20 protein-coding genes and 2 pseudogenes are annotated in these 20,951 nt (G+C 35.6%); 11 read left to right on the top strand and 11 right to left on the bottom strand.

Annotated features, from left to right (window positions below):
* Window positions 1-70: 70 nt before the first annotated feature.
* The 3 genes from MTCD1_RS11330 to MTCD1_RS11340 form a co-directional block, all read right to left on the bottom strand.
* A complete protein-coding gene (locus MTCD1_RS11330) occupies window positions 71-982 on the bottom strand; it encodes a DNA cytosine methyltransferase (RefSeq protein ID WP_057179688.1) in 912 nt (303 codons plus the stop codon).
* On the bottom strand, window positions 979-1,896 hold the full coding sequence (locus tag MTCD1_RS11335) for a DNA cytosine methyltransferase (protein ID WP_057179689.1): 918 nt from the start codon (window positions 1,894-1,896) through the stop codon (window positions 979-981). The genes MTCD1_RS11330 and MTCD1_RS11335 overlap by 4 nt, the downstream gene beginning before the upstream one ends.
* 419 nt (window positions 1,897-2,315) lie before the next feature.
* Window positions 2,316-2,609, bottom strand: a complete 294-nt coding sequence (locus MTCD1_RS11340) for a DUF6626 family protein (protein ID WP_057179690.1) — start codon at window positions 2,607-2,609, stop codon at window positions 2,316-2,318.
* A gap of 228 nt (window positions 2,610-2,837) precedes the next feature.
* Here MTCD1_RS11340 and MTCD1_RS11345 point away from each other — a divergent pair, with 228 nt between their 5' ends.
* The 5 genes from MTCD1_RS11345 to MTCD1_RS11365 all read left to right on the top strand — a co-directional run bounded on the left by MTCD1_RS11345 (window position 2,838) and on the right by MTCD1_RS11365 (window position 8,001).
* Window positions 2,838-3,365, top strand: coding sequence for a hypothetical protein (locus MTCD1_RS11345; RefSeq protein ID WP_057179691.1), 528 nt, complete (start codon window positions 2,838-2,840; stop codon window positions 3,363-3,365).
* 380 nt (window positions 3,366-3,745) lie between these two features.
* Window positions 3,746-4,621: a hypothetical protein gene (locus MTCD1_RS11350; protein ID WP_057179692.1), complete on the top strand. Its 876-nt coding sequence runs from the start codon at window positions 3,746-3,748 to the stop codon at window positions 4,619-4,621.
* Between the two features lie 211 nt (window positions 4,622-4,832).
* The gene (locus tag MTCD1_RS11355; protein WP_057179693.1) at window positions 4,833-5,654 is read left to right on the top strand and encodes a hypothetical protein; all 822 of its coding nucleotides are present in this window, start codon (window positions 4,833-4,835) and stop codon (window positions 5,652-5,654) included.
* Between the two features lie 60 nt (window positions 5,655-5,714).
* Window positions 5,715-6,998, top strand: coding sequence for a hypothetical protein (locus MTCD1_RS11360; protein ID WP_057179694.1), 1,284 nt, complete (start codon window positions 5,715-5,717; stop codon window positions 6,996-6,998).
* Between the two features lie 10 nt (window positions 6,999-7,008).
* Entirely contained in the window at window positions 7,009-8,001 is a 993-nt protein-coding gene (locus MTCD1_RS11365) for a hypothetical protein (protein ID WP_143760110.1), read from the top strand.
* A gap of 19 nt (window positions 8,002-8,020) precedes the next feature.
* Here MTCD1_RS11365 and MTCD1_RS11370 read toward each other — a convergent pair whose 3' ends face one another.
* On the bottom strand, window positions 8,021-8,563 hold the full coding sequence (locus MTCD1_RS11370) for a recombinase family protein (protein WP_057179696.1): 543 nt from the start codon (window positions 8,561-8,563) through the stop codon (window positions 8,021-8,023).
* 171 nt (window positions 8,564-8,734) lie between these two features.
* On the opposite strand from MTCD1_RS11370, the gene MTCD1_RS11375 reads away from it, so the two are divergent.
* Entirely contained in the window at window positions 8,735-8,917 is a 183-nt protein-coding gene (locus tag MTCD1_RS11375; RefSeq protein WP_057179697.1) for a hypothetical protein, read from the top strand.
* A 351-nt stretch (window positions 8,918-9,268) separates the two neighbouring features.
* Window positions 9,269-10,462, top strand: coding sequence for a hypothetical protein (locus MTCD1_RS11380; protein ID WP_057179709.1), 1,194 nt, complete (start codon window positions 9,269-9,271; stop codon window positions 10,460-10,462).
* A gap of 184 nt (window positions 10,463-10,646) precedes the next feature.
* Here the strand turns inward: MTCD1_RS11380 and MTCD1_RS11385 are convergent, their stop codons facing one another.
* From MTCD1_RS11385 to MTCD1_RS11395, 3 genes are all read right to left on the bottom strand, one after another.
* Window positions 10,647-12,389, bottom strand: coding sequence for a hypothetical protein (locus MTCD1_RS11385; RefSeq protein WP_057179698.1), 1,743 nt, complete (start codon window positions 12,387-12,389; stop codon window positions 10,647-10,649).
* A 384-nt stretch (window positions 12,390-12,773) separates the two neighbouring features.
* Window positions 12,774-13,091, bottom strand: a complete 318-nt coding sequence (locus tag MTCD1_RS11390) for a hypothetical protein (protein WP_159459906.1) — start codon at window positions 13,089-13,091, stop codon at window positions 12,774-12,776.
* 58 nt (window positions 13,092-13,149) lie between these two features.
* Window positions 13,150-14,436 (bottom strand): tyrosine-type recombinase/integrase, encoded by a 1,287-nt coding sequence (locus MTCD1_RS11395; protein WP_057179700.1) that lies wholly within the window; start codon window positions 14,434-14,436, stop codon window positions 13,150-13,152.
* A gap of 348 nt (window positions 14,437-14,784) precedes the next feature.
* Between MTCD1_RS11395 and MTCD1_RS11400 the strand changes: the two genes are divergently transcribed.
* Complete coding sequence (locus MTCD1_RS11400) at window positions 14,785-15,186, top strand: RNA-dependent RNA polymerase family protein (protein WP_143760112.1); 402 nt, start codon at window positions 14,785-14,787, stop codon at window positions 15,184-15,186.
* Window positions 15,187-15,467: 281 nt separating this feature from the next.
* Here MTCD1_RS11400 and MTCD1_RS11405 read toward each other — a convergent pair whose 3' ends face one another.
* Complete coding sequence (locus MTCD1_RS11405; protein WP_057179702.1) at window positions 15,468-16,067, bottom strand: hypothetical protein; 600 nt, start codon at window positions 16,065-16,067, stop codon at window positions 15,468-15,470.
* 158 nt (window positions 16,068-16,225) lie between these two features.
* Window positions 16,226-16,498: a hypothetical protein gene (locus MTCD1_RS11410; protein ID WP_057179703.1), complete on the bottom strand. Its 273-nt coding sequence runs from the start codon at window positions 16,496-16,498 to the stop codon at window positions 16,226-16,228.
* A gap of 122 nt (window positions 16,499-16,620) precedes the next feature.
* Here MTCD1_RS11410 and MTCD1_RS11415 point away from each other — a divergent pair.
* Window positions 16,621-17,046, top strand: a pseudogene (locus tag MTCD1_RS11415) (transposase); the annotation flags it as partial.
* Between the two features lie 83 nt (window positions 17,047-17,129).
* Window positions 17,130-18,104 carry a transposase gene (locus MTCD1_RS11420; protein ID WP_088568949.1) on the top strand — a complete coding sequence of 325 codons (975 nt, stop codon included), beginning with the start codon at window positions 17,130-17,132 and terminating at the stop codon, window positions 18,102-18,104.
* Between the two features lie 535 nt (window positions 18,105-18,639).
* Here the strand turns inward: MTCD1_RS11420 and MTCD1_RS11425 are convergent.
* Together MTCD1_RS11425 and MTCD1_RS11430 are read right to left on the bottom strand one after the other, a co-directional pair.
* A complete protein-coding gene (locus tag MTCD1_RS11425) occupies window positions 18,640-19,581 on the bottom strand; it encodes a 2-hydroxyacid dehydrogenase (RefSeq protein WP_057179705.1) in 942 nt (313 codons plus the stop codon).
* 53 nt (window positions 19,582-19,634) lie between these two features.
* A complete protein-coding gene (locus MTCD1_RS11430) occupies window positions 19,635-20,216 on the bottom strand; it encodes a TetR/AcrR family transcriptional regulator (protein WP_057179706.1) in 582 nt (193 codons plus the stop codon).
* A gap of 126 nt (window positions 20,217-20,342) precedes the next feature.
* On the opposite strand from MTCD1_RS11430, the pseudogene MTCD1_RS11435 reads away from it, so the two are divergent.
* Window positions 20,343-20,873: pseudogene (locus MTCD1_RS11435) on the top strand (oxidoreductase); the annotation flags it as partial.
* Window positions 20,874-20,951: the final 78 nt, after the last annotated feature.

Genomic DNA, 20,951 nt, shown 5'->3' on the forward strand with positions numbered 1-20,951 from the left:
CTGACTGTTATCGAGGAATATATGTAACATTCAGTTTAATAAAAATTATATTATAAGTTCTGCGTTAATTTTAATCTGAATTTTTTGAAAGCTCTGACTTATATTCTAATATGCAATTGGCTACATATTCAGCTAACTTTACAGGAACAGCATTTCCGATTACTTGTTCAAGCTGTGATTTGTTATTCCCATTAAGCTTAAAGTTTTTAGGAAATGTTTGTATCAAACTCCGTTCTTTTGTCGTCAATGATCTAACATTATCAGTTATATCTGCTTTATCAGCAGGATGTCGTTTATAATTAGCTGGGATTGGTCTGTTCGTTCCTCTGATAGTAGAGCTAGGTTCATGGATGCTAAATACGGCTCTTCTGGCATAACTTCTCGGGTGCATATAATAATGCTGGATACCTAAAGACTCTTTAAAATAATCGTAAACAGTTGTCTGTTTTTCCGAAAGGTTTTTTAAAAGGATACTCTTTAGAAAGTCATCTTTAGAGCTGACATGTCCAACTAAAAAATACCTTTTTCTAGCTTGCGGGACACCTACATAACTAGCATTAAGAACATGAGAGGTTAGACCGTATCCTGCACGTTTGAAAATATCTAATACCTTAGGGAGAACGGTACTCTTTTCAATATTATAAACATTCTCCATTACAAAAAATTCGGGCATTAACTTAGTAACGATATTCGCAAAATCAATAGTTAGGTTAGCTCTTTTTGAATCTTTATTATTGTGTCCTGCAATAGAGAAATCTTGACATGGAGGTCCTCCTACAATGACGTCTGGTGAGTGCGCTTGAATATGTTTAATAGCACTATCAGATGATAGATCAATGTTGTAACTTGGATGTGAAAAATTATCAGAATATACTTGTAATGCAGGTTTCCAATTATCATATGCCGCTACAACTTTAAATCCTGCGTTTTGAAAACCACAAGACATTCCACCGCCACCTGCAAACAAATCGACAGTTCTCATTTGTTTTCCTGTATTAAATTATTCTGATTTATGTACATCATAATAGCTTTCCCAACAAACTCAGCTAACTTTACCGGTACTGCATTGCCTATCATTTGATTTAAACTTGTTTTTGTTCCTTCAAATTCAAATGTCTTAGGAAATGTCTGTATGTAGCTTCGTTCAATAACAGTTAAAGACCTTACTTTTGGTCCTATTTCGACCAAATCACCTTCATGTTTTTTATAGTTTTTAGGTATCGGTCTTTCAACACCTCGAATAGTTACAGATGGTTTATAAATACTAAAAACCCCTCTTCGAGAATAACTTCTAGGGATCCTAAAGTAATATTCTACCCCTAATGAATCTCCTAGATAGTCATGAATGGACATTGGTTTTTTTAATAATGAACTTTCAATTATTGTTGATAAAAAATCATTTGGGCCATTTAAATGTCCAACTAGGAAAAGCCTACGTCTCGCTTGCGGAACTTCACAATAGCTTGCATCAAGTTTATGTATGGAAAGACCATAACCAGCCTCTTTAAACTGTTTAACTATCTTTTCATATACTTTCGTATTAGTAATCCGGCAAACGTTTTCCATAACAAAAAACATTGGCTTACTCTTAATGACAATATCCGCATAAGAAGACGTTAAGCTCGCTCGGCCTAAACTTTCATTTCTTAATCCTGCATCTGAAAAATCCTGACAAGGTGGTCCACCTATTATTAAATCTGGTTTTAGTTTGGAAATTTCTTTATGGTAAGTATCATCTCCTAAATCAGCTTTATGGATTGGGTGCTTAAAGTTTTTCTGATAAACCGCTATCGCAGGGTCCCAATTCTCGTATCCTGCTTTGATATTAAAGCCTGCATTTTGGAAACCAAGTGACATACCACCGCATCCACAAAAAAGATCAACTACATTTAACATTTTTATCTTAAAACCTTCTGCAATTTTTATATCATCATTAAATAAAACGTTTACTTACTATTTTGAAGAATAGTAAGTTTTTAACGCCTAAATCATATTTTTTCGAGCTATTATACTTGTGTTTTGTTCTGGATTCGAACAAGAACTTACAATAAATGTGTATTGAAAATGGGACTTATTATTCAATAAAGTTATTCTTTTATAAGAGCTAAAATAGTTTGCAAAATATACTGTATTTACATCCAGTTTGTCAATTTATTTAATATCATAAAAATATGAACTTAAAAGATGATTTGCTAAGTAATAAATACTCAAATATGAATTATTGTGATTATCGCTGTTAGCTTCCACGAAGGAAAGGGAATAAAATAACATATTACTTTATCAGGCCATATTCAGACTTTGAAACTTCATGTAGATTAAGAGTTAAATTTACTCCGCTGTTTAACATCTTCTAGTACATAGCCAGACATTTCTCGAAGGGATGGTTGATGCTTTAGCCGAATGGGAAATCGTTCGTCATTTAACTGTTCTGCTTGGCTTCTTAGCTTGAAATATAAATTCATTAGTGCTTTTGTCGAAACCTGCATTTCACGTGCTCGAATTACGCTGTAGTAATTACGACCTTGCCCTAAATAATGCTCAGAAAAATCACGGCCACTTCGGCATAACTTTTGTTTTTTAAGTGATAAAAATACATCGTGTAATTCCATAAATACTCCATTTACAATGGGGTGACAGTACCCCAAAACAATAAAATCCATACATGTATTTATCAAATTAGTTAATTTTTCAATTGATTGCACGGTTTTGAAATCACTTAATTCACTCCTCCAAAGGAAGTACCAGTCAAAGATGTAAAAAGAGCTTCCTTTTACCGCTTTTAACTAATCTTTTTAATCCTTTTGTATAAATAGCTTTATATTAAAAAGGAGAATGTTATGGATGACAGATATAAATACCATCCACTTGTTAATGCACAAGTAGCAGTAGTCCAACAACTTCAACAATCTAGCTTTAGGCCAAACCTTACTGTTAATTTAACACTACGAGAAAGCCCTCTAGGGCATAGAACAAACTTATGGGATAAAGGGTTAACTCAAAAGCAGTTCGGTATTATAGAAGACTGTTTTAGTCGTTTTTACAATCACTTAGCTAAAGCTTGTTACGGGCGTAACTGGAAAAGGCTAAGCAAGAAGAATAACGATAAAGAGTTAAAGATATTCGGTACAATTGAAGTAAGTAAAAACCAACAGTTTCATTTGCACTGTGCCGCATTGATCCCGGAGCATTTAACTGAAGATGAATTTATTAAACGGGTAAAACGATGCTGGGCTAAAATTTACTATGCCTCGAATCACGTAGATGATTTTGAAATTATTTACTACGTTGATGGCTGGATTAGCTATATATCAAAGCACTTAAATAAACATGATTCATTGGGGTATATTTCGTATTCAAAGCTTTAATAGCAAGCCTGCCGAAGTCACTTCCTTGCAAACTATTTAAGTTTTACAATTTATTTAATTCGATAGATGGGTTACCTGACCCATTTAATAGTGAGCTGATGGTGAAAAGAAATAACAGCTATAACATTAATCCAAAAGTAATACTTAATTCATTCTGTCGAGTTCGTTTGCTATCTGAGCTTGCGAAGATGAAGCAAGCTAACTTAGACACTTGGTTGGAACGCCAACCAAGACTTAATATCAATCAAAAGTAGACTTTTTTGTTATTACTAAATGATGTTTTGTTAAAGTGAATTAATTCCAGATGAATAAAACACAAAAGTAATGCTGTTAAAAGTTCACTTTCCATACTTTATGCAGCATATTTTATCGAGTTAATAATGAAAAACAAATTAAGACCTGAAGAGATAGCAGAAAAAATAGCCACAGATGAAAGCTGTGTAAGCCGATTTAGTTCTTTATGTCAGACTGATATGAATGAATTTATAATTAATAATAACTATCAATTTCCGTATTTCTGCTTCTGCGCTTTATATATGAGTCGTGAATATTTTATCCAAACAGCTGGAGCTAAGTACGAAGGTGAAATATCAGATATTCAGATGGACTCAATTAAAAACCACTGGGGGTCAATCATTGGTTTGGCTCATGACGAAGATCATAGTACCTATGCTGACTTATTTGAAATTTGGTGTAATAGAAACTTAAAGAATTTAGCTCTTCCTAACTTTAAGGATATAAAAGTTATAAATAGCGATCAGAAAAATCTTGATGCTAATACCATCTATTTAACCTGTGATGGCAATGCAGATGTACTCAATAGTTCACATCAATCTCATTTACAACAAATTCTTGTACATGCCAACAAGGAGCTGATTAAACAACAATTGTTTGCAGAGTTTGGCATTAACAAAACAGGAGCCAGAGATAAAAGAAGTTATGAACGTTGGCTTGACGCGGTTTTTCTTAAAAGATTGTTTGAATTTGATATTGAAGATAAAGAATTACAATTGCTAAGAAAATATGAAGTATTTCTTGATGTTATGAACTCATCAAAGGAATGCTGGCGGTCTGAACGTGAACAATACCAGAAGTTTACGTTGTTAACGGATAAAGGACTTGTCATAGATATGAGCGTTGATCAAGCTTATGACGAGATTGAACGATTTTTTGATAGCTTCCAAAAAATTCTTAAGCAAGGTGAGGGATTCGTTAACAATATGAATCACGGGGTAATTAAAGGGGGGCGCAGTTAATTGCAATTTACTATTTGCTAGTTGCAATAATCAAATAGCAAATTAGCCTTTCTCATTTCAATAATCCATTTTTTAGACAGTTTTACCTGAATCTGTAGGTTAAAACTGTCTTCGTTTTCTTAACGACTGATCTATATATTCAATAACCGCAACGTTGCAGTTCGCGTCAATCAATTGATTGGCATTTGTAATTTGAATAACGGAGACGGTTATGAAAACTAAAACCAATGTAAAGAAAAAAACTGAAGGTGACGCTAATACCTCAATGTTTAAGCCTGCAAAATCAGCAGCAGCTTTAGCTATAGAAAGTGCATTACCTACTGATGATGTAGGGACAGGTAAAGGGCTAAATATTGCTATACCTGAAACACCTGAAGAAAATGAAATATTAAAGAAAGATACTTCTGTTTTCGCGCCGATAAAAGAAAAAGCTAAGAAATGTTATGACGATGGTCGATATAGTAACTACTTGGCAGTTGGCTATGCCCTAGGTTGGGAGTTGTTAGCTAAAGTTAATGATCCAGTGTACTTTGCGGTAGAGTTATCTGGTTTCTCTCGTAAGTCACCAAGAGCTGAACATCTAGGAGCATTAAAGCGCACGTGGCAAGTGAATCCTGATAGTTATGCTGCTAGGTTAACTCGTGCGGCAAAGACTATGGAGTATGTCGAAAATAATCTAGAGCTGGAATTCACATTAGAAAATTATGATGAAAAAGCTATAGAAGTCGCTGACTACATTAAAGATAACGGCGGTATTCATGGTTGTGCATCAAAGCTAGATGTTGATGAAGGCACATATACCACTACGACAACGTCTGATAAGTTAACTCCTGAGCAAGTAAAAGAATTTGCTCAGGAATTGAAAGACGGCTGTACCTCAAAAGGTAATTTTGAATTAACCAATACCTTTCCTACCCCTGAAAGTGAACTTGTCGCTATGATCGGACATAAAAAGAAAAATTCTATTGATATCGTGCTAATTGCCACAAACCCTAAAGCGGTTGAATTAGTTATGAATAACTTAGACAAGTAACCTTTATTAACTAGCCCTGAATACTAATTAAGGGCTAATTCACATATTTTAGGTATTAAGATGATTAACATTAATCCATCAACCCAAAATCACTTGGGTTACGCTATATATTTCCCTGCTGCTCAAAGTAATTATGCAACAGAGATATTAAAACCACACACTATGCCTTCGGGTTTAGATATTAAAGATTTAAACTTTCTTAATAGAGAATCACGGTTATTTTGTCTTCATGTTGTTTTATATTCTGCTGGCGTTGAAAAACCTTGGAAGAAGTCAGGAATTAGCAAGACGATCGCCACTGAAAGGGTGATAGGTGCTAACCAAGATTCGTTAATAATGATCGACAGTGGCGGTTTTCAAGCAGACAAAATTACATTCACGCTGAAAGTTATCGAATCAATTTACAGATATCAATTGAAGTACGCTGATTTAGCACCGTTGATTGATATTCCAACTAACAAAATGTACGACCAATTAACTGGGCGTAAACGATTGAGTAAGTTTTTTCCATATACGACTTTAGCAAGTTGTCTTCAAAAAACACTTTATTTTCAAGATGTTTATATAGGGTTAGGCGCGCAAAAGCACGATAAATTTTTGAATGTACTACAAGGTGAAGGTTTTGATGATTGTCGATTATGGTACGAGGCAATAAAGCTAAATCCTTTGCACGGTTGGGCTATTGGTGCTGGTCGAGCTAATAACTTTACCGTGCAACTTCATAGAATTATTTGGCTTCTAGAAGATGGTATGTTTGACCGTGAAAGTACTTGGATTCATTTTTTTGGCATAAGCGATTTGAAAACATCAGTTTTGCTAACAGCTATCTTACGTGGGTTACGTAAATACCTTGCAGGTTCGTGTGTCGTTGAAATGTCGTACGATACTCGCAGCCCTTTTTACAATGGTGTATTAGCTAAGGTTGAGGGCAGACCTATAATCAGTCCAAAAAGAACGGCTCCTCAGGCATATAGATTTAACCAACAACAATGGATTAATAATCCAGAGCCGTTCCCATATCAATTTTCTGAAATAAGTAAATACCTGACAAAAGGTCACATAGTTACCGATGATCATGGTAGCCCCAAGATCACACCTCTTGGTTACCTATTGATGCAAAACCATAATCTCGATGTAACTGTACGCAACATCGATACCATGCACCAAATTATTTATGGGCATGCATCTTATCCAGAAAAATTAAAACTTATCCCTCGGCACTTAATGATGGCGGTTGGTGCTATCGACTGCTTATTTGATAAGAAAAATACTACTGCAATGAAATCACTCCTTAATACACAACAAATGCAATGGAAGTTGAATAATGCATACAAAAATAACTAAGGCCAAAACTATGAATATTATTATTAAAAATACAGCATGTGCCAAAACAAAATTAAATTTATCTGACTTATCAGATGATATTCACATTCATTTGAAAAGTACTTTTAGTGATTTAATTAAATCACCTAATTTTCAAGATATATTAGGTGCGGAAAAAGAAGATTACTTTTATGTGATGCTTTATATGCAAAAAAGTGCTCAGGTTTTACAAGATCAATTTAACTTACCATTCAAGGTGGCAGATTACTTTATTTCAAATACTAAAGGTGAAAAGTTAGGGCATTATGCGCCATTTTATCATGTAGTCTCTTGTTGTGAAAAACTGTATGAATTTACTTTGATGCATGGTTCACTAAAATTCATCATTGAAGTTAAATATGAATTCAAAGGTGATGATTCAGATGTCTACCTTCGTCCACTAAATGAATGTCTTGAATATTTTTCTGACAATTTCTTTAAGGCACAGATTAAATATGTCGCCACTCTGCCAAGCGAACATTGCCATGATGTTGCACTTACAGTAAATAACAAGACTGCACTTCTAGGTGAGCTTATGATTGATGTGAATAAGGAATTAGCTAGTCAGTTTGAAAGCTTCAAGCATACAGTTCCTGATTGGTTAGTTGCGACGGTTAAAGGCTATGGTCATCTTAATATAATCATCTCAAAAAGGAACGACTTAATAAGAAGCACCATAAAATCTTTGTTTTGTAATAAATTTGGTGTATCTAAAAATGACATTGGTATCAGAGGGTTAAAATTTTCTAGGGAAAATATTTCTAATATTGAAATTAACATGTCTTTCGTTGTGACCGTAGATAGTACCTTAGAGTTTAGGTGCTGTTTCGTATTAATGAAGCCAAGTGTTGATTCTCAAGCACGATACCTTGGCAAGAGGAAACTATTAGAATATTGGAAGCAAGACTCGGAATCACTATTACTTTTTATTAAAATAGAAGGTTGTATGCTTTACGATCCAGTGACGTACTTTTTAGAAGATTAACTTTAATTTTTACGGTGTTCTATTGCTTGAGCACCGTATAGATGGTCTGCCTTGAAACGTTTAATTCTCTGGCAATCTGAGCTTTTGCAATGCCATGAGAAAAAAGCTGCTTAATTGATTGATGCATTTCAGAGTTTTTACGCCTTCCCATGTGACGACCTTCAGCTTTTGCCTTTGCTCGACCTTCATTACATCGTTGTAGTATTCGTTTGCGCTCCATTTCAGCAAATGCTGATATTGTAGTGTAAATAACACGACCAACGTCGGAGTTAATATCAACCCCAGATAAATCCTGAAATACTAAGCCAACACCTTTTGATTTGAGCTTATCTGCAATAGTTAAAGCATCTATGGTGTTACGTGCTAGGCGATCAACCTTCATTACATGAATAGTGTCTCCTGCACGAGCAAAGTCGAGCATTTCGTTTAACTGTTTACGGTTAGTTGATTTTCCAGATTCAACATCTTCAAATACCTTCTCACAACCTAGTTTATTTAATTGCTCGATTTGTACGGCTGTTGACTGGTCTTTTGTTGAAACTCTGCTGTAACCAATAATCATAATTTTAATCTCAATAAAAGTGTCAAGTAATTGTATTATCTATATTTTACTGTCTACTTAATAATCAACCTAGACTTTGTTTACGGTTAATTACTGGTTCCTGAGGTGTCAATTAACTTACAAGTTTCTTTACACGGCGAGTGTGCTGATAAATATAGCAAAGGAGTTATTATGAAAACAAAACGATTAACACTAAACGAATTATTAGAATTAATAGAGTTGGAAAACTTACCTACAGCACAAGAAGAAAAAGAAGATATTTATTATGCTTACTTAAGAACTAAGCTTGATACGTTTGTCGCTTATCAAGCAAGCACTAATTCAATGGTTACTGTAACTGCCGCGGTAGAGTAGTGCGGTAATTATCTTTTATTTTTCCGTGATGACAAACCGCGCGACCATATTTTTTATTACAGTCTATAGGTTCAAATTGAACATCTGGATCGGATTAAATATCTGGATATTAAAATTGGCAACTTGGTGTGTATTGGTGACAGTAGTAGTAGATGTTTTGCAAGATATTTTCTAATGAATCATTTTAATAATAATACTGAGACGTACAGCCATACAAATATTTAGTTCATAATTATAAGTAAATATAACGCTTTGAAATTTAAAGGGTTTAGGATATATTATTAAATAATCAAATAAATGGTATTAATGAAGCGCCAACCTAATAAAACTGTTGGGCGATATGAGAATTTTATGTCAGAAGGATTAACTGAATCAGAGAAGTTTGTGGCATCCATAAGTGAAAGGGCTTTTCTTACGCTTTGGACCCACCCCAATCCCGTGGGAAAAAAAGGAAAAGAGCTTTGTGATTGTTTAATTGTTTGTGGAAATCATATAGTTATTATTTCTGTAAAGGACATCAAGTACAAAGATACTGGAGATAAAGCTGGCTGGAACAGATGGACTAAATCAGCTATCGATAAGTCCGCATCACAAATTTGGGGAGCAGAGAGGTGGTTAGGCTCTACTCAAAGCTTTATTCGACATGATGGACGCCAAGTTGAGTTACCACCAAAAGAGCAACGCATAATCCATCGCATATCTGTGTCCCTTGGAGCGCAAAGGAAGATTGCTACTAAATCAGGAGATCTTGGATACGGCATCGTACATGTTTGTGATGAGTTTAGTTTAGGTGCAATTTTTGGCTTACTGGATACCATTACAGATTTTGTTGGATTCTTATCTGACGTTGAATCTCTAATCACGAGAGCAAACATAATTTTTTCAGGGGGTGGAATTGAAGACCTATTAGCAATTTACCTGCTAAACAATTATTCGTTTCCTTCTGATAAAGCAGACTTACTCATTATTGATGATACAGTATTTAAAGGCTTCGTAGACTCTGACGACTACAAGGCTTTGCAGGTTTCATTTAAGGTTTCATATTTTTGGGATAAATTAATAGAGCACTTTATTGATGACTTGTTAACGGATGGAATGTTTGACTACGACACAAAAGAGGTTACTAGTAATCAACTAGCACTTGTTCAAATGGCCCTTCAGCCACGAGGCCATAGAGCAAACATTGCGGAATCATTAATTGAGTTTTTAGAAAAAAAAGAGTTAAAGATTGCCTCTAGAGTTATCTTGGCATATCAAAACACAGCCTTCGTATTTTTAACTGGTGATAGCGGTGATAGAGAAGCTAGGGTTCAGGAACTAGGTATGAGATGTCTCGTAGTGCGTGGAAGATTTCCTAATGTGCGTTTGGTAGTAGGAATAGCAAGAGATAGGCCAGGGGAAGCTAAAAATGGTTATTCATCAGACATTGTTTATATAGATATCCCTGTATGGACGGAAGAATTTGAGAGTCATGTTGAAAAAATACAATGCGAACTTGGGTATTTTGAAAACGCTGCATGGAGTAAGGTTCCTTTAAATCCCTAACAAAGTACTTTTCTCTGATAATTTTTCAACTACGCACGATCATTGCCGCAGAGCACGGCAATATCGAGACAAAAACTAATCGTAATTCTATATCTTCTAGGGCACAAAGCGCTTTAGGATTTATCGTGCTAATGTTGGCTCTGGGATTAGGTTTTTTATGTGAGTTTATGATTACTAACTAGACCTATTCGATTTCTCGGATCATTTTTTTAATTGTCATATTTTCTAGCTTGCCAGAAATAGCTACTTCATTGTTTTTCCAATGCATTCCGTCATTATAAATAATCCCGAGTAAATGGAATGATTCTGGTATAGTGACTCCTTTCTTTTCCGAAAACTTCAATTTATTTGATGTTTTATGCGTACTAAGGAATTCGTGTTTAAATCCTTCGTCGTTTAATTTATCATAAGCATATCTTTCGATTTTCTTTCGAACGGCGCAACAGACTGCAAATGGATCGTAAACGGTTTCATTATTGATATATTTAGTAAACTCTGAAAAAACATACTGATCAAAAACGGCGGAATTGCCCCAAGTTGGCTTAAGCCCTAGGCTTTCAAACTCTTGCCTAATATTTATTGATAAAGGCTCGAAGTGTAAATGATATTTTGATACGCGACATTCAATTTCAGGCTTTGCTCTGTTTATGAGCAATTTCTTCATATGCTCATTTATCTTGGCATCTTTTTTTTCTAGATAAAAAATCTTTTGTTTGCTAAATGTGAAGTTTTTGAAAAATGACGGATCTAGATGAGTGAGAATTATTGGATAAAACATTCTATCCTCACTTCTAAATTTAGCTATTAGTTGCGTAATGTAATATTGAACTGCAATCAAATTTGCATCATCAAGGTAGTCAAACACCTCATCTATGATAAGAATGCTTCTTTTCTTCGTAAGACTCAATTCAGCTTTCTTAAGAAGAGCTATAAAGCACATTACATCTCTCTGACCGTTAGAAATGTGATGTGCTTTAGGTATTTCAACAATCAGTTTTCCGTCTTTTTCTTTAGGTTTAAAATCTTTCCAGCTAGAATTAAAATCTTGAAATAAGCGTTCATAGATTTCTTTTTCTAGCTCATATATAGATCTATTTACTGCTTTTTTAAAATCCTGTGTATTGTTATTGTAATCATAAGACATTTGGATAGCGGCTAGATAATTTTCAGCATCAGTTAAAAAACCCAAGTCAAAAGAATTAAAAATCGATGCTATATTTGAAAGATTACTAGTGTCTGCTAAGAAATCAATTTCATTTTCATCAATCCATTCAAGAAGTTCTACTTTTGATCCATTTTGTATATTTACCTTTTGAATAAAGGTATCGATTCTTTCCTGAATACGCTGCCCCGATATCCTATCAAGATAAACAAGATTACTTCTTAACAGCTTAATTAATTCTCTGTTGTTATAAAGCCTTGATATATTTGGTAACACTTTTCCATTTATTCCAAATCTAGCTTTTTGGTCGGCAACAGAATAATTGAATGTTAAACGCTCAGGTATTGAGTTAGATAAAATTACAGGAGGGGTCTCTAGAGATGCAGTGGCAATAACATGGCCGCCAATTCTATTCTTCTTTGCTTTAGCAAAGACTTGGTTATTTATTACGAACCAATCAAAAACGCTATCTATATTGTTTGTTAAATCGGTTGCAGCTACAGTTTGAATATTTCCATCATCATCTAAATATGATATGTCTATGCTAGGAGTAATTTCTTCATTTCCTTTATAAAAATCATTTTTATGAAGGTCGATCTTTGATCTTTTTAGTGATTTAAATGCCGTTGCCAATGAACTTTTTCCAAATCCATTTGGAGCAACAAAGATACTCGGTTTATTTTTGGGAATATCGAATTCGAATGTCCCATTTTTGGTGTCTGCACCAATCCCTTTGATATTTGCGATTATGATTTTTTTGATCACTCAAACTGCTCCCTTCACATAGACATAAAACGGATAAATTTTTGGCAGTCACGAAATTATAATTGATTTTCAATGCCAAACTTAATTGAGACCGTAATCTATCACCAATAAACTGGCGGTGCAATAAATCCCAATTGATTGATTTTATCCATAAAATCAATCAATACAATTATTTTGAATGCATGAGAAACAATACTGCGAATTAATTTAATTACACTGAACATTGAAGCTGGCGCTATCTCGCTTTTGCGCGTTAGCGAGATATAAACATACTTCTCATGTCAGCTACCCTTGAAATAGTGAACATAAAAGTGAGGTGTGTTGCGTCCATCGGTTGAACTCAAGGGCTTGAGAAGCTGTATGATAAAAGTAAATAATTTAAGGTTAAATATGGGCTGTAACATTAATAGATATTAAGTAATCCGTTAAGCCTTGTTTAAGTTCTTTATCAAGAAAACCACCGGCAATGCTGTAGTCTATTGGATCATCAATATTTAACATTTGCCTTGCAGCAATAATAAAGGATAAGTTAAGACAAACCTTTTCTCCCATAGCTAAACACGAACCGTCTAAGTCTTTGTGTAGCTCATACTTCCAAAGCTTGTGCTTAAGCAGTGCCTTAAAAATATGAAGCATTTTATATTTGATGTTATTGATTTGTGCGGGCGCAAATAACTTAATAGCTACAGACTCATAGTCCATTGCTAATAGCTGCTTAAATGAAATTGGGGCTGAAAGCAGCTTAACAGGGCTCAAATACTTAGATACAACCACGGCGTTTAACTTCAATCTCAAATTTAGATAGCCACTTAGCCATTTTTGCTGCAACTTTTACATCATAATCTTTATCTGGTATCGATAATGTTTCGTCTTGAGTTGGGTCAGTTAAATCGACGCCAGATAATTCAGCAGCAAACATTTCAGGCACAATATGATTGTAATGTTGTTCTAGCATTTGGAGACTGGTTCCACATTGCCTAGCAATAGCTTGAGGGTTCACTTTGTTGAGAAGCTGCCAAGTAATATATGAGTGACGTAGTGAATAAAGAGTACGTTCACCTCTAGGCGAATCTTTTATTTCTAATCCATCAAGAATTCGTTCGAAGTTTTTACCTAACTGTTTGTTTATAGAACCGTCACGTAATCTAAATAATATATCGGCTGGTTTTCTATTAGGAAAGCGTGCGATTAATTCTTCAAATGCCCAGATGACATCAGGATTACATACGACTTTTCTGGCACCTGTATGTTTTGTTGTTTTGCCTTTACGTACATAAATAAAAAATACAATTTTATCGTGATTGCGTTCAACTGATATGTCGCCCCATGTAATGTTATCCATTTCTGTGCCAGGGCGAATACCTGTATTAACAGCGACAGTAATGTAATCAACAAGCATCTCTCGTATCATTGCCGTTTTCTTGTTTTTACTTTCGAGTATTTGTTGTTTGGCGGTATAAGATATTTTATCTAATTCATCTTTGCTAAATGCTGCGCGCCTATCTCCAGAAGTGCCACTATTAGCTAACTTAGGTACTTGCGTTTGTGTAAGCCACTTATTGATCACAGCTTCATCATAGACACGCATCATAGCGGCATTATGTGTGAGGATTGTCGATTTTGCAGGAACTCGGCCTAACTCTGATATGCGCCAAATATCGAATTCGGTTAACTTTTCTAAATCTATTGAGGCTATGTTGAACTTACCAAAGAAAGGAATATGATACTTACGTATAGTGCCAATGTAATCGTTAAATGAAACTTTACCTGTGCCTTTCGTTAACGCATCTTCCATACGCTTTATGGCAAGCTCTGCGATTTTATCAAAGCGCTTACCATTAATTGGAATACCACTGTCGTGATGTATCTGATAGGTTAGCTCTAACTTGCTTGCTTTGTCTCTCGCTTCATTAACATCAATACAGCCCGTTGTTTTAGTTACCCAATTTTTTTCAATCTTAAACCTTGCAACCCAACGCTTACTATTGTCATACTTAGCTATATGCAGAGTAGGACTGATGACCAATTTATCTATTTGCTTAGCCATTTCAAATACCCTTAAAGCGCGTTATTTACGTGCTTACTATAATATTTGAAATCAGAGTTTTTCGCAAAGTTTTTGCAAAGTTGATTTTAAGGTGGTTTAATTTATTGAAATATATAGTTAATTTAAAGGCGCTATATATTCAAAATCCCCTGTCGCAAGACGTGTCGGTTCGAGTCCGACCGCTGGTACCACTCTCCCTTGTTCTCCAAGGGCTATAACGAAACAAGCCGACTTCTAACGTCGGTTTTTTTGTGCCTGTATTTTTATTACCTATTTACCACCTCAATTATAGTTAAATTCTGCCTAATGTTAGTCAATAGCGCTGGTTATCTTTGTTAGTAATTATGAGTGGGTGTCTGGTGTTTTGTCCTTGATGACAGTACATTAGGTGAATGTATTAAAGCATGTTCAAACAATGGAGTTTTAAACATTAGTGTATATATGGATGACATTGTGATATCGAGCGACTCAATACAAGAGTTATCAAAGCAAATGGAATTATTAAAAGATGCAGCAAGGCGTTCTCATTTTTCATTAAATACTGAAAAGGAGTCTCCACCTTCTAATTCGGTAGTTGCATTTAACATCGAACTTTCTCATTCTTCGTTAAAGATCACTGGCAGTCGCTACGTTAAATTTGTTCAGGCATACATAAAAACAGAATCTGAACTTGAAAGGGAAGGCATTGTTGGTTACGTAGGAACGGTTAACTTTAAACAGGCTAAGTCACTAGAAATACTTCAAGTATGAATATCTTAATTTTCTTTACATTTCAGCGTAATTTCAAAGATGTAAGATCGAAGCCCTGTTGTATCAGTACTAGTAAATTTAAGGAGTATGGCGATGAATGAAGGTATTATTCAAGGTCTTGGCAACGGAAAAAATATAAACTGTTAAAAAAAAATTATAAAGCTAACCCATTAAAGGTTAGCTTTTTAGTTTCATTAAACCATTACACAGTCACTTGTTTATGAATTGCAGTTTTCGATTGATCAGCTGTCGCGTTGAATTATTCTTAAATCTCTTCAAATTTAAGGTATTTTAGCTAATTCCTCTACGAAGTTTAGAACATATTTAGATATTTCTGGCTTTAACCTTTCATACGTTTTGCTTAAATTATTTAATTCTTGGCCTTCTACCCAAATAGAGTTAGCTTTGGCTAATTTTTCACTTACAACACCTTGATGTTTAATTGAGTTATTAATTTCACGCAATTCAGTGAAAGCAGCATAGCTATCAAGTAACTTAATGTTAATCGACATTTTCTTTAAAAGTTCTTTTTGCAAGGTACCTACATTGAAAAAGCCAGTGGTATCGATAGATGGAGCTAGCCTGTTTGTTGCTTTTTTTACATGAAGTTCTAATTGCTTATAAAGCGCCATTATTAGAAATTCATCACTTAATTTTTCCATTTCATCTGTGAAATAGGCACAATCATCAAGGTATAATTTATAACCTTCCATGTCTTCAGAGCTTTCAAATTTATCTGAGCTGAGGCTCTGATAGTCTATTTCAATTTCCTTACTTCTGGATTTCAATGATGAACTAATATGGGTCTTAAATTCATCTATAGTTGATGTGTCTATATTTTTTAAAAAATTAGATAATATATTCTTAAAACTTAACGCCATTTGAAACTCCTTTTATATTAAGTATATGAGATTGTGACTATTGATTAACATTTCAAGTTAACGGATACTGAATCCATAGCGTGATAGAACCAGTTAACACTAACACCATCAAAAAAAATAAAGACCGTAGCTGAAATAACTGCGGTCTTTTACTTAGATTATGCAGCTTTTTTTATTAACTTGATTTTTTTTACTGGTGTTGCAAAAGTTTTCAAGTCATTTTTAAAGCGGTCAACAAACCATGTTTGTATGCCTTTGTCTAAGCTGTTAACAAACTTAACATCATTCCAGCTAACTGATGCGATAAGCATACCTATAACAAATGGGTAATCAAAAGTATTAATCTGTTTTTTTGCGCAATATTCTTCAAGCGTTCGATAAAAAGAAAGAGGTAACCCAGTAAAATCGTCTGATAAATGACTTTGACTCATAAAGAATATATAGCAGACACCCACTCAAATGGAAATATATAGCAGACACCCACTCAAATGGAAATAATGAGTGGCATCAGCTATGCTCAAATAACCATCAACGAATATCTTTGAGAGTTATTATGGTGACGGCAAGAAAACAGCAAATAAGCTTAGTTGATACACCTTATTATCATTGTGTTTCTCGTTGTGTTCGCCGAGCATATCTATGTGGTGAAGATAAATTTACCGGACAAAGCTATGAACATAGACGTGCTTGGGTCGCCGATAAACTACAGACATTAAGTGAGGTGTTTGCGATTGATGTCTGTGCTTATGCGGTCATGAGTAATCATACCCATTTGGTATTATTTATTGATGAGCAGCAAGCTAAGTCATGGACAATGCATGAAGTGATTAGCCGTTGGCATCAGTTATTTAAAGGGACCTTGCTAACGCAACAATATTTACGCGGTGAGCCACTTATTGATACCTTACAACAGGTTGTAAACGAAACCGCCAAGGTTTATCGTCAGCGCTTGATGGATATCAGTTGGTTTATGCGTATATAGCAGACACCCACTCAAATGGAAATAATGAGTGGCATCAGCTATGCTCAAATAACCATCAACGAATATTTTTGAGAGTTATTATGGCGACGGCAAGAAAACAGCAAATAAGCTTAGTTGATACACCTTATTATCATTGTGTATCTCGTTGTGTTCGGCGGGCATATCTGTGTGGTGAAGATAAGCATACAGGACAAAGCTATGAACATAGACGTGCTTGGGTCGCCGATAAACTACAGACATTAAGTGAGGTGTTTGCGATTGATGTCTGTGCTTATGCGGTCATGAGTAATCATACCCATTTGGTATTATTTATTGATGAGCAGCAAGCTAAGTCATGGTCAATGCATGAAGTGATTAGCCGTTGGCACCGGTTATTTAAAGGTACCTTGCTAACCCAGCAATATTTACGCGGTGAGCCACTCATTGACACGCTACAACAGGTTGTAAACGAAACCGCCAAGGTTTATCGTCAGCGCCTGATGGATATCAGTTGGTTTATGCGTATTTTAAATGAAACCATTGCTAAACAAGCCAATCTTGAAGATGGGTGTACCGGCAGGTTTTGGGAAGGACGTTTTAAATCTCAAGCCTTGCTTGATGAAGCCGCGTTAATAGCTTGTATGGCTTATGTTGATTTAAATCCAATTAGAGCTAAGGTAGCTAAAACCCCAGAAACATCGAACTACACCAGTATTCAACGACGGATAAAAGCCGCGATTAAAGGAAAGCAAGCCCAACAACTACTGCCCTTTATTGGCAATCCAAGAAAGAACATGCCTACAGGTTTACCGTTTGAATTAAGTGACTATATACAATTGCTTGATTTAACCGGCCGCTGTATTCGAGCCGATAAACGCGGTTATATTGAAAAATTCCAACCTGAAATATTAACCCGCTTAGGTATAAGTCACGAAAACTGGTTGGTGTTAACTACACAATTTAGGCAGTGTTTCCATGGTGCAGTGGGTAGAGCGCAAGCACTCACGGATTTTTGTGAACATCAGCACTTAAAAAAACGAGCAACGGTGTCAATTTGCCAAAAGTTGCTTGCTTAATAATCCATATAACTCATCTAGATACATTACTCACTTAAGGCTAGTTGTGCCTTAAAATGGATGAAAACTCTGTTTTTGTGCATTTGTTTGCATACCCTCTTCGACACAATAAAAATCAAAGAAAACTCTGCTCAATGTAAATCAGAAACGTTGATTTTTGATATTATGTATTAATTATTTTGAGTGGGTGTCTGGTGTTTTAGGTGTCTGGTGTTTTAGTCGCTTAAAAAAACGAGCAACGGTGTCAATTTGCCAAAAGTTGCTTGCTAAATTAATTTGAATTCCCTCTTCGTTACCATAATACTCAAAGTTAAATTCGGCCTAATGTAAATCAGTAACGATGATTTATTGATATAATGTATTAATTATTTTGAGTGGGTGTCTGGTGTTTTAACTAATGTTCGGTATCTCGTTGAATATGGCAGAAGAATAAAGACAAGGCCGCTAGAATAGAATTATTGCTGCACTCATGCAGACGTAGAGTCAAAGCTGGCTTACCTTTGTCTGCTATGTAGGCATTTAGCTAACTGGGCTGCTAATATCCTCGCTGAACATCTACAGCATGGGGCATGATGTTGTTTTCACGATAGCTTATTATATTCTTAGCAATAACCTTTGCTGCCGAGTGCATATTGGTTGGTGCTGAAATATGGGGTAAGACAGTGATATTTGGGTTACTCCACATGGCATCGTTTGGTGTTAAGGGTTCATGTTCAAAGACATCGAGCACGGCATGAGCTATATGGCCAATTTCTAATAGTTTCAACAATGCTTCGCTATCAATAACCGCGCCTCGAGAGAAGTTTATCAGCTTTGCTCCCTGAGGAAGTTTACTTAATAATGCCTTATCAAGCAGGTGATAAGTCTCTGGAGTCAGCGGTAATAGATTTATTAAAATATCAGTTTTACTCAGCATTTTTTGTAAACCAGCATAGCCTAGGTAATTTTTAATACCCTTAAGCTGCTTTGGCGTTCTGCTCCAACAACTCAGGTGGTAATCTAAGTTTTTAAGGCTAGCTAAAGCGGCAATGCCAAGTGCGCCGGCCCCTAAGACACTGACTCTCAGTTCTGCGGATGTTATACAAGGCAACTGCTGCCACTGTTTACTCACTTGCTGTTGAGCATAGTTGGCCATGTTTTTTTGCAAATATAAGGTCCAAGCCAGTACAGATTCAGCCATTGTTTTTGCCAATTGTGGGTCGTCTAACTTTACCAGCTTTATTGGCTTGTCAATGACGGCAGCGATTAACGTTTCTACCCCAGCCCATAAGCTTTGTATCCAAACTAGATTTGGGTATCTGGCCAAGTCTTTTGTATCTGGGTTGGCCACAATGGCAATGTCTATATCTTTAGCTTGAGAGTCACTGATCTGTTCAGGTAAAAGTATGCTTTCATTGACTAATTCTTGCTTGAGTATTGCTAGCCATTGAGACTGAATATCGGCTGTAGCATCGCTGATAAAGACGATATTTTTCATAAATTTAAAATCTCATTAAGGGCTAGGGTTATCAAAATAAGGTATGACTAAAACTACTGAGAAACATCATGATAAAGCTGCTCAGCCAGTTGTTCTAATATTTTCGCCTCAGGATGAGTATGGGCAAACGTTCTTAAACCATAGATACCCATTAAAAAGTACCGTGCTAGATGATCGCAATCTTTGTCCGTGCTAATACTTTTTTCGGCTTTCGCTTGGGCAAACTTTTCCGCCAGCGCTTGTTGTAACCTAGCTAAATTGGCCGTAATTACCTGTTGAATTTCACTGTCTTGTTCTGCTATCTCATTCAAAGCCTTGGTTAATAAACAAGCCTGAGCACTATCACAGCTAATACATTCAATAACGACATTATCAAGGTATGATTTTAAATTAAGCAGAGTTAAGTTTGAGTTAGCAAAGAACTGCTCAAATTTTGTCGCTCGGTCAACGCGGTATTGTTCAAGTGAAGCCAGCAATAAACCACGCTTATTTTCAAAAGCACAGTAAATAGAGCCAGGGTGTAAACCGGTGGCTTTTTTAAGCTCTTGCATACTGGTATTGGCATAACCTTTATGCATAAAAGCTTTCATGGCTGCTCTTAGTACTTTTTCTCTATCAAACTCAGCATTGCGCATTAATTTATTGTCTTCATGTTGTCGATGCCATGATTATACCTAATTTTGAACAAGCATTCAAAATAGTAATTGAATGTTCGTTCAAATAAAGGTATCTTGAATGTACATTCAAGATAGAGAAAAATCATGACCGAAAATTTATTCCAACCCTACGCGTTAAATAACAGCATTAGTTTAAACAATAAAATATTAATGGCGCCATTAACACGCTGTATGGCTGATGATAATTTAGTACCTACGCAAGCAATGGCTGACTATTACGGCCGTAGAGCCGAGGCTGGATTAATTATTTCAGAAGCGGTAATTATTCGCCCCGACGGTCAAGGTTATCCCAATACGCCAGGTTTATTTACCCAAGCGCAAATTGACGGCTGGCAAACAGTCACCACCGCAGTGCACAAAAACGGCGGTAAAATATTTGCCCAGCTTTGGCATACCGGTCGTGTGGCCCATCCGTATTTTTATGGCAAAGGCAACGATGATGCGCCAGTATTAGCGCCATCTGCCATTGGTGTCGAAGGTAGCGTACCGAGAATGCGCGAACTAAACTATAAAACGCCAAAAGCAGTGAGCCTTGATGAGATAAAATCACTGGTGCATGATTATGCGCAAGCCGCAGAAAATGCGATTAAAGCCGGATTTGATGGTGTTGAAATTCGGCTCTGTTGTAGCTAATTGTTGTCTATACTTATAAATAAGACTTAACTGATTGAAGGTACTAGCAATGAAGACTAA

It is taken from the genome of Colwellia marinimaniae, assembly GCF_002207865.1.
GTDB lineage: Bacteria > Pseudomonadota > Gammaproteobacteria > Enterobacterales > Alteromonadaceae > Colwellia > Colwellia marinimaniae.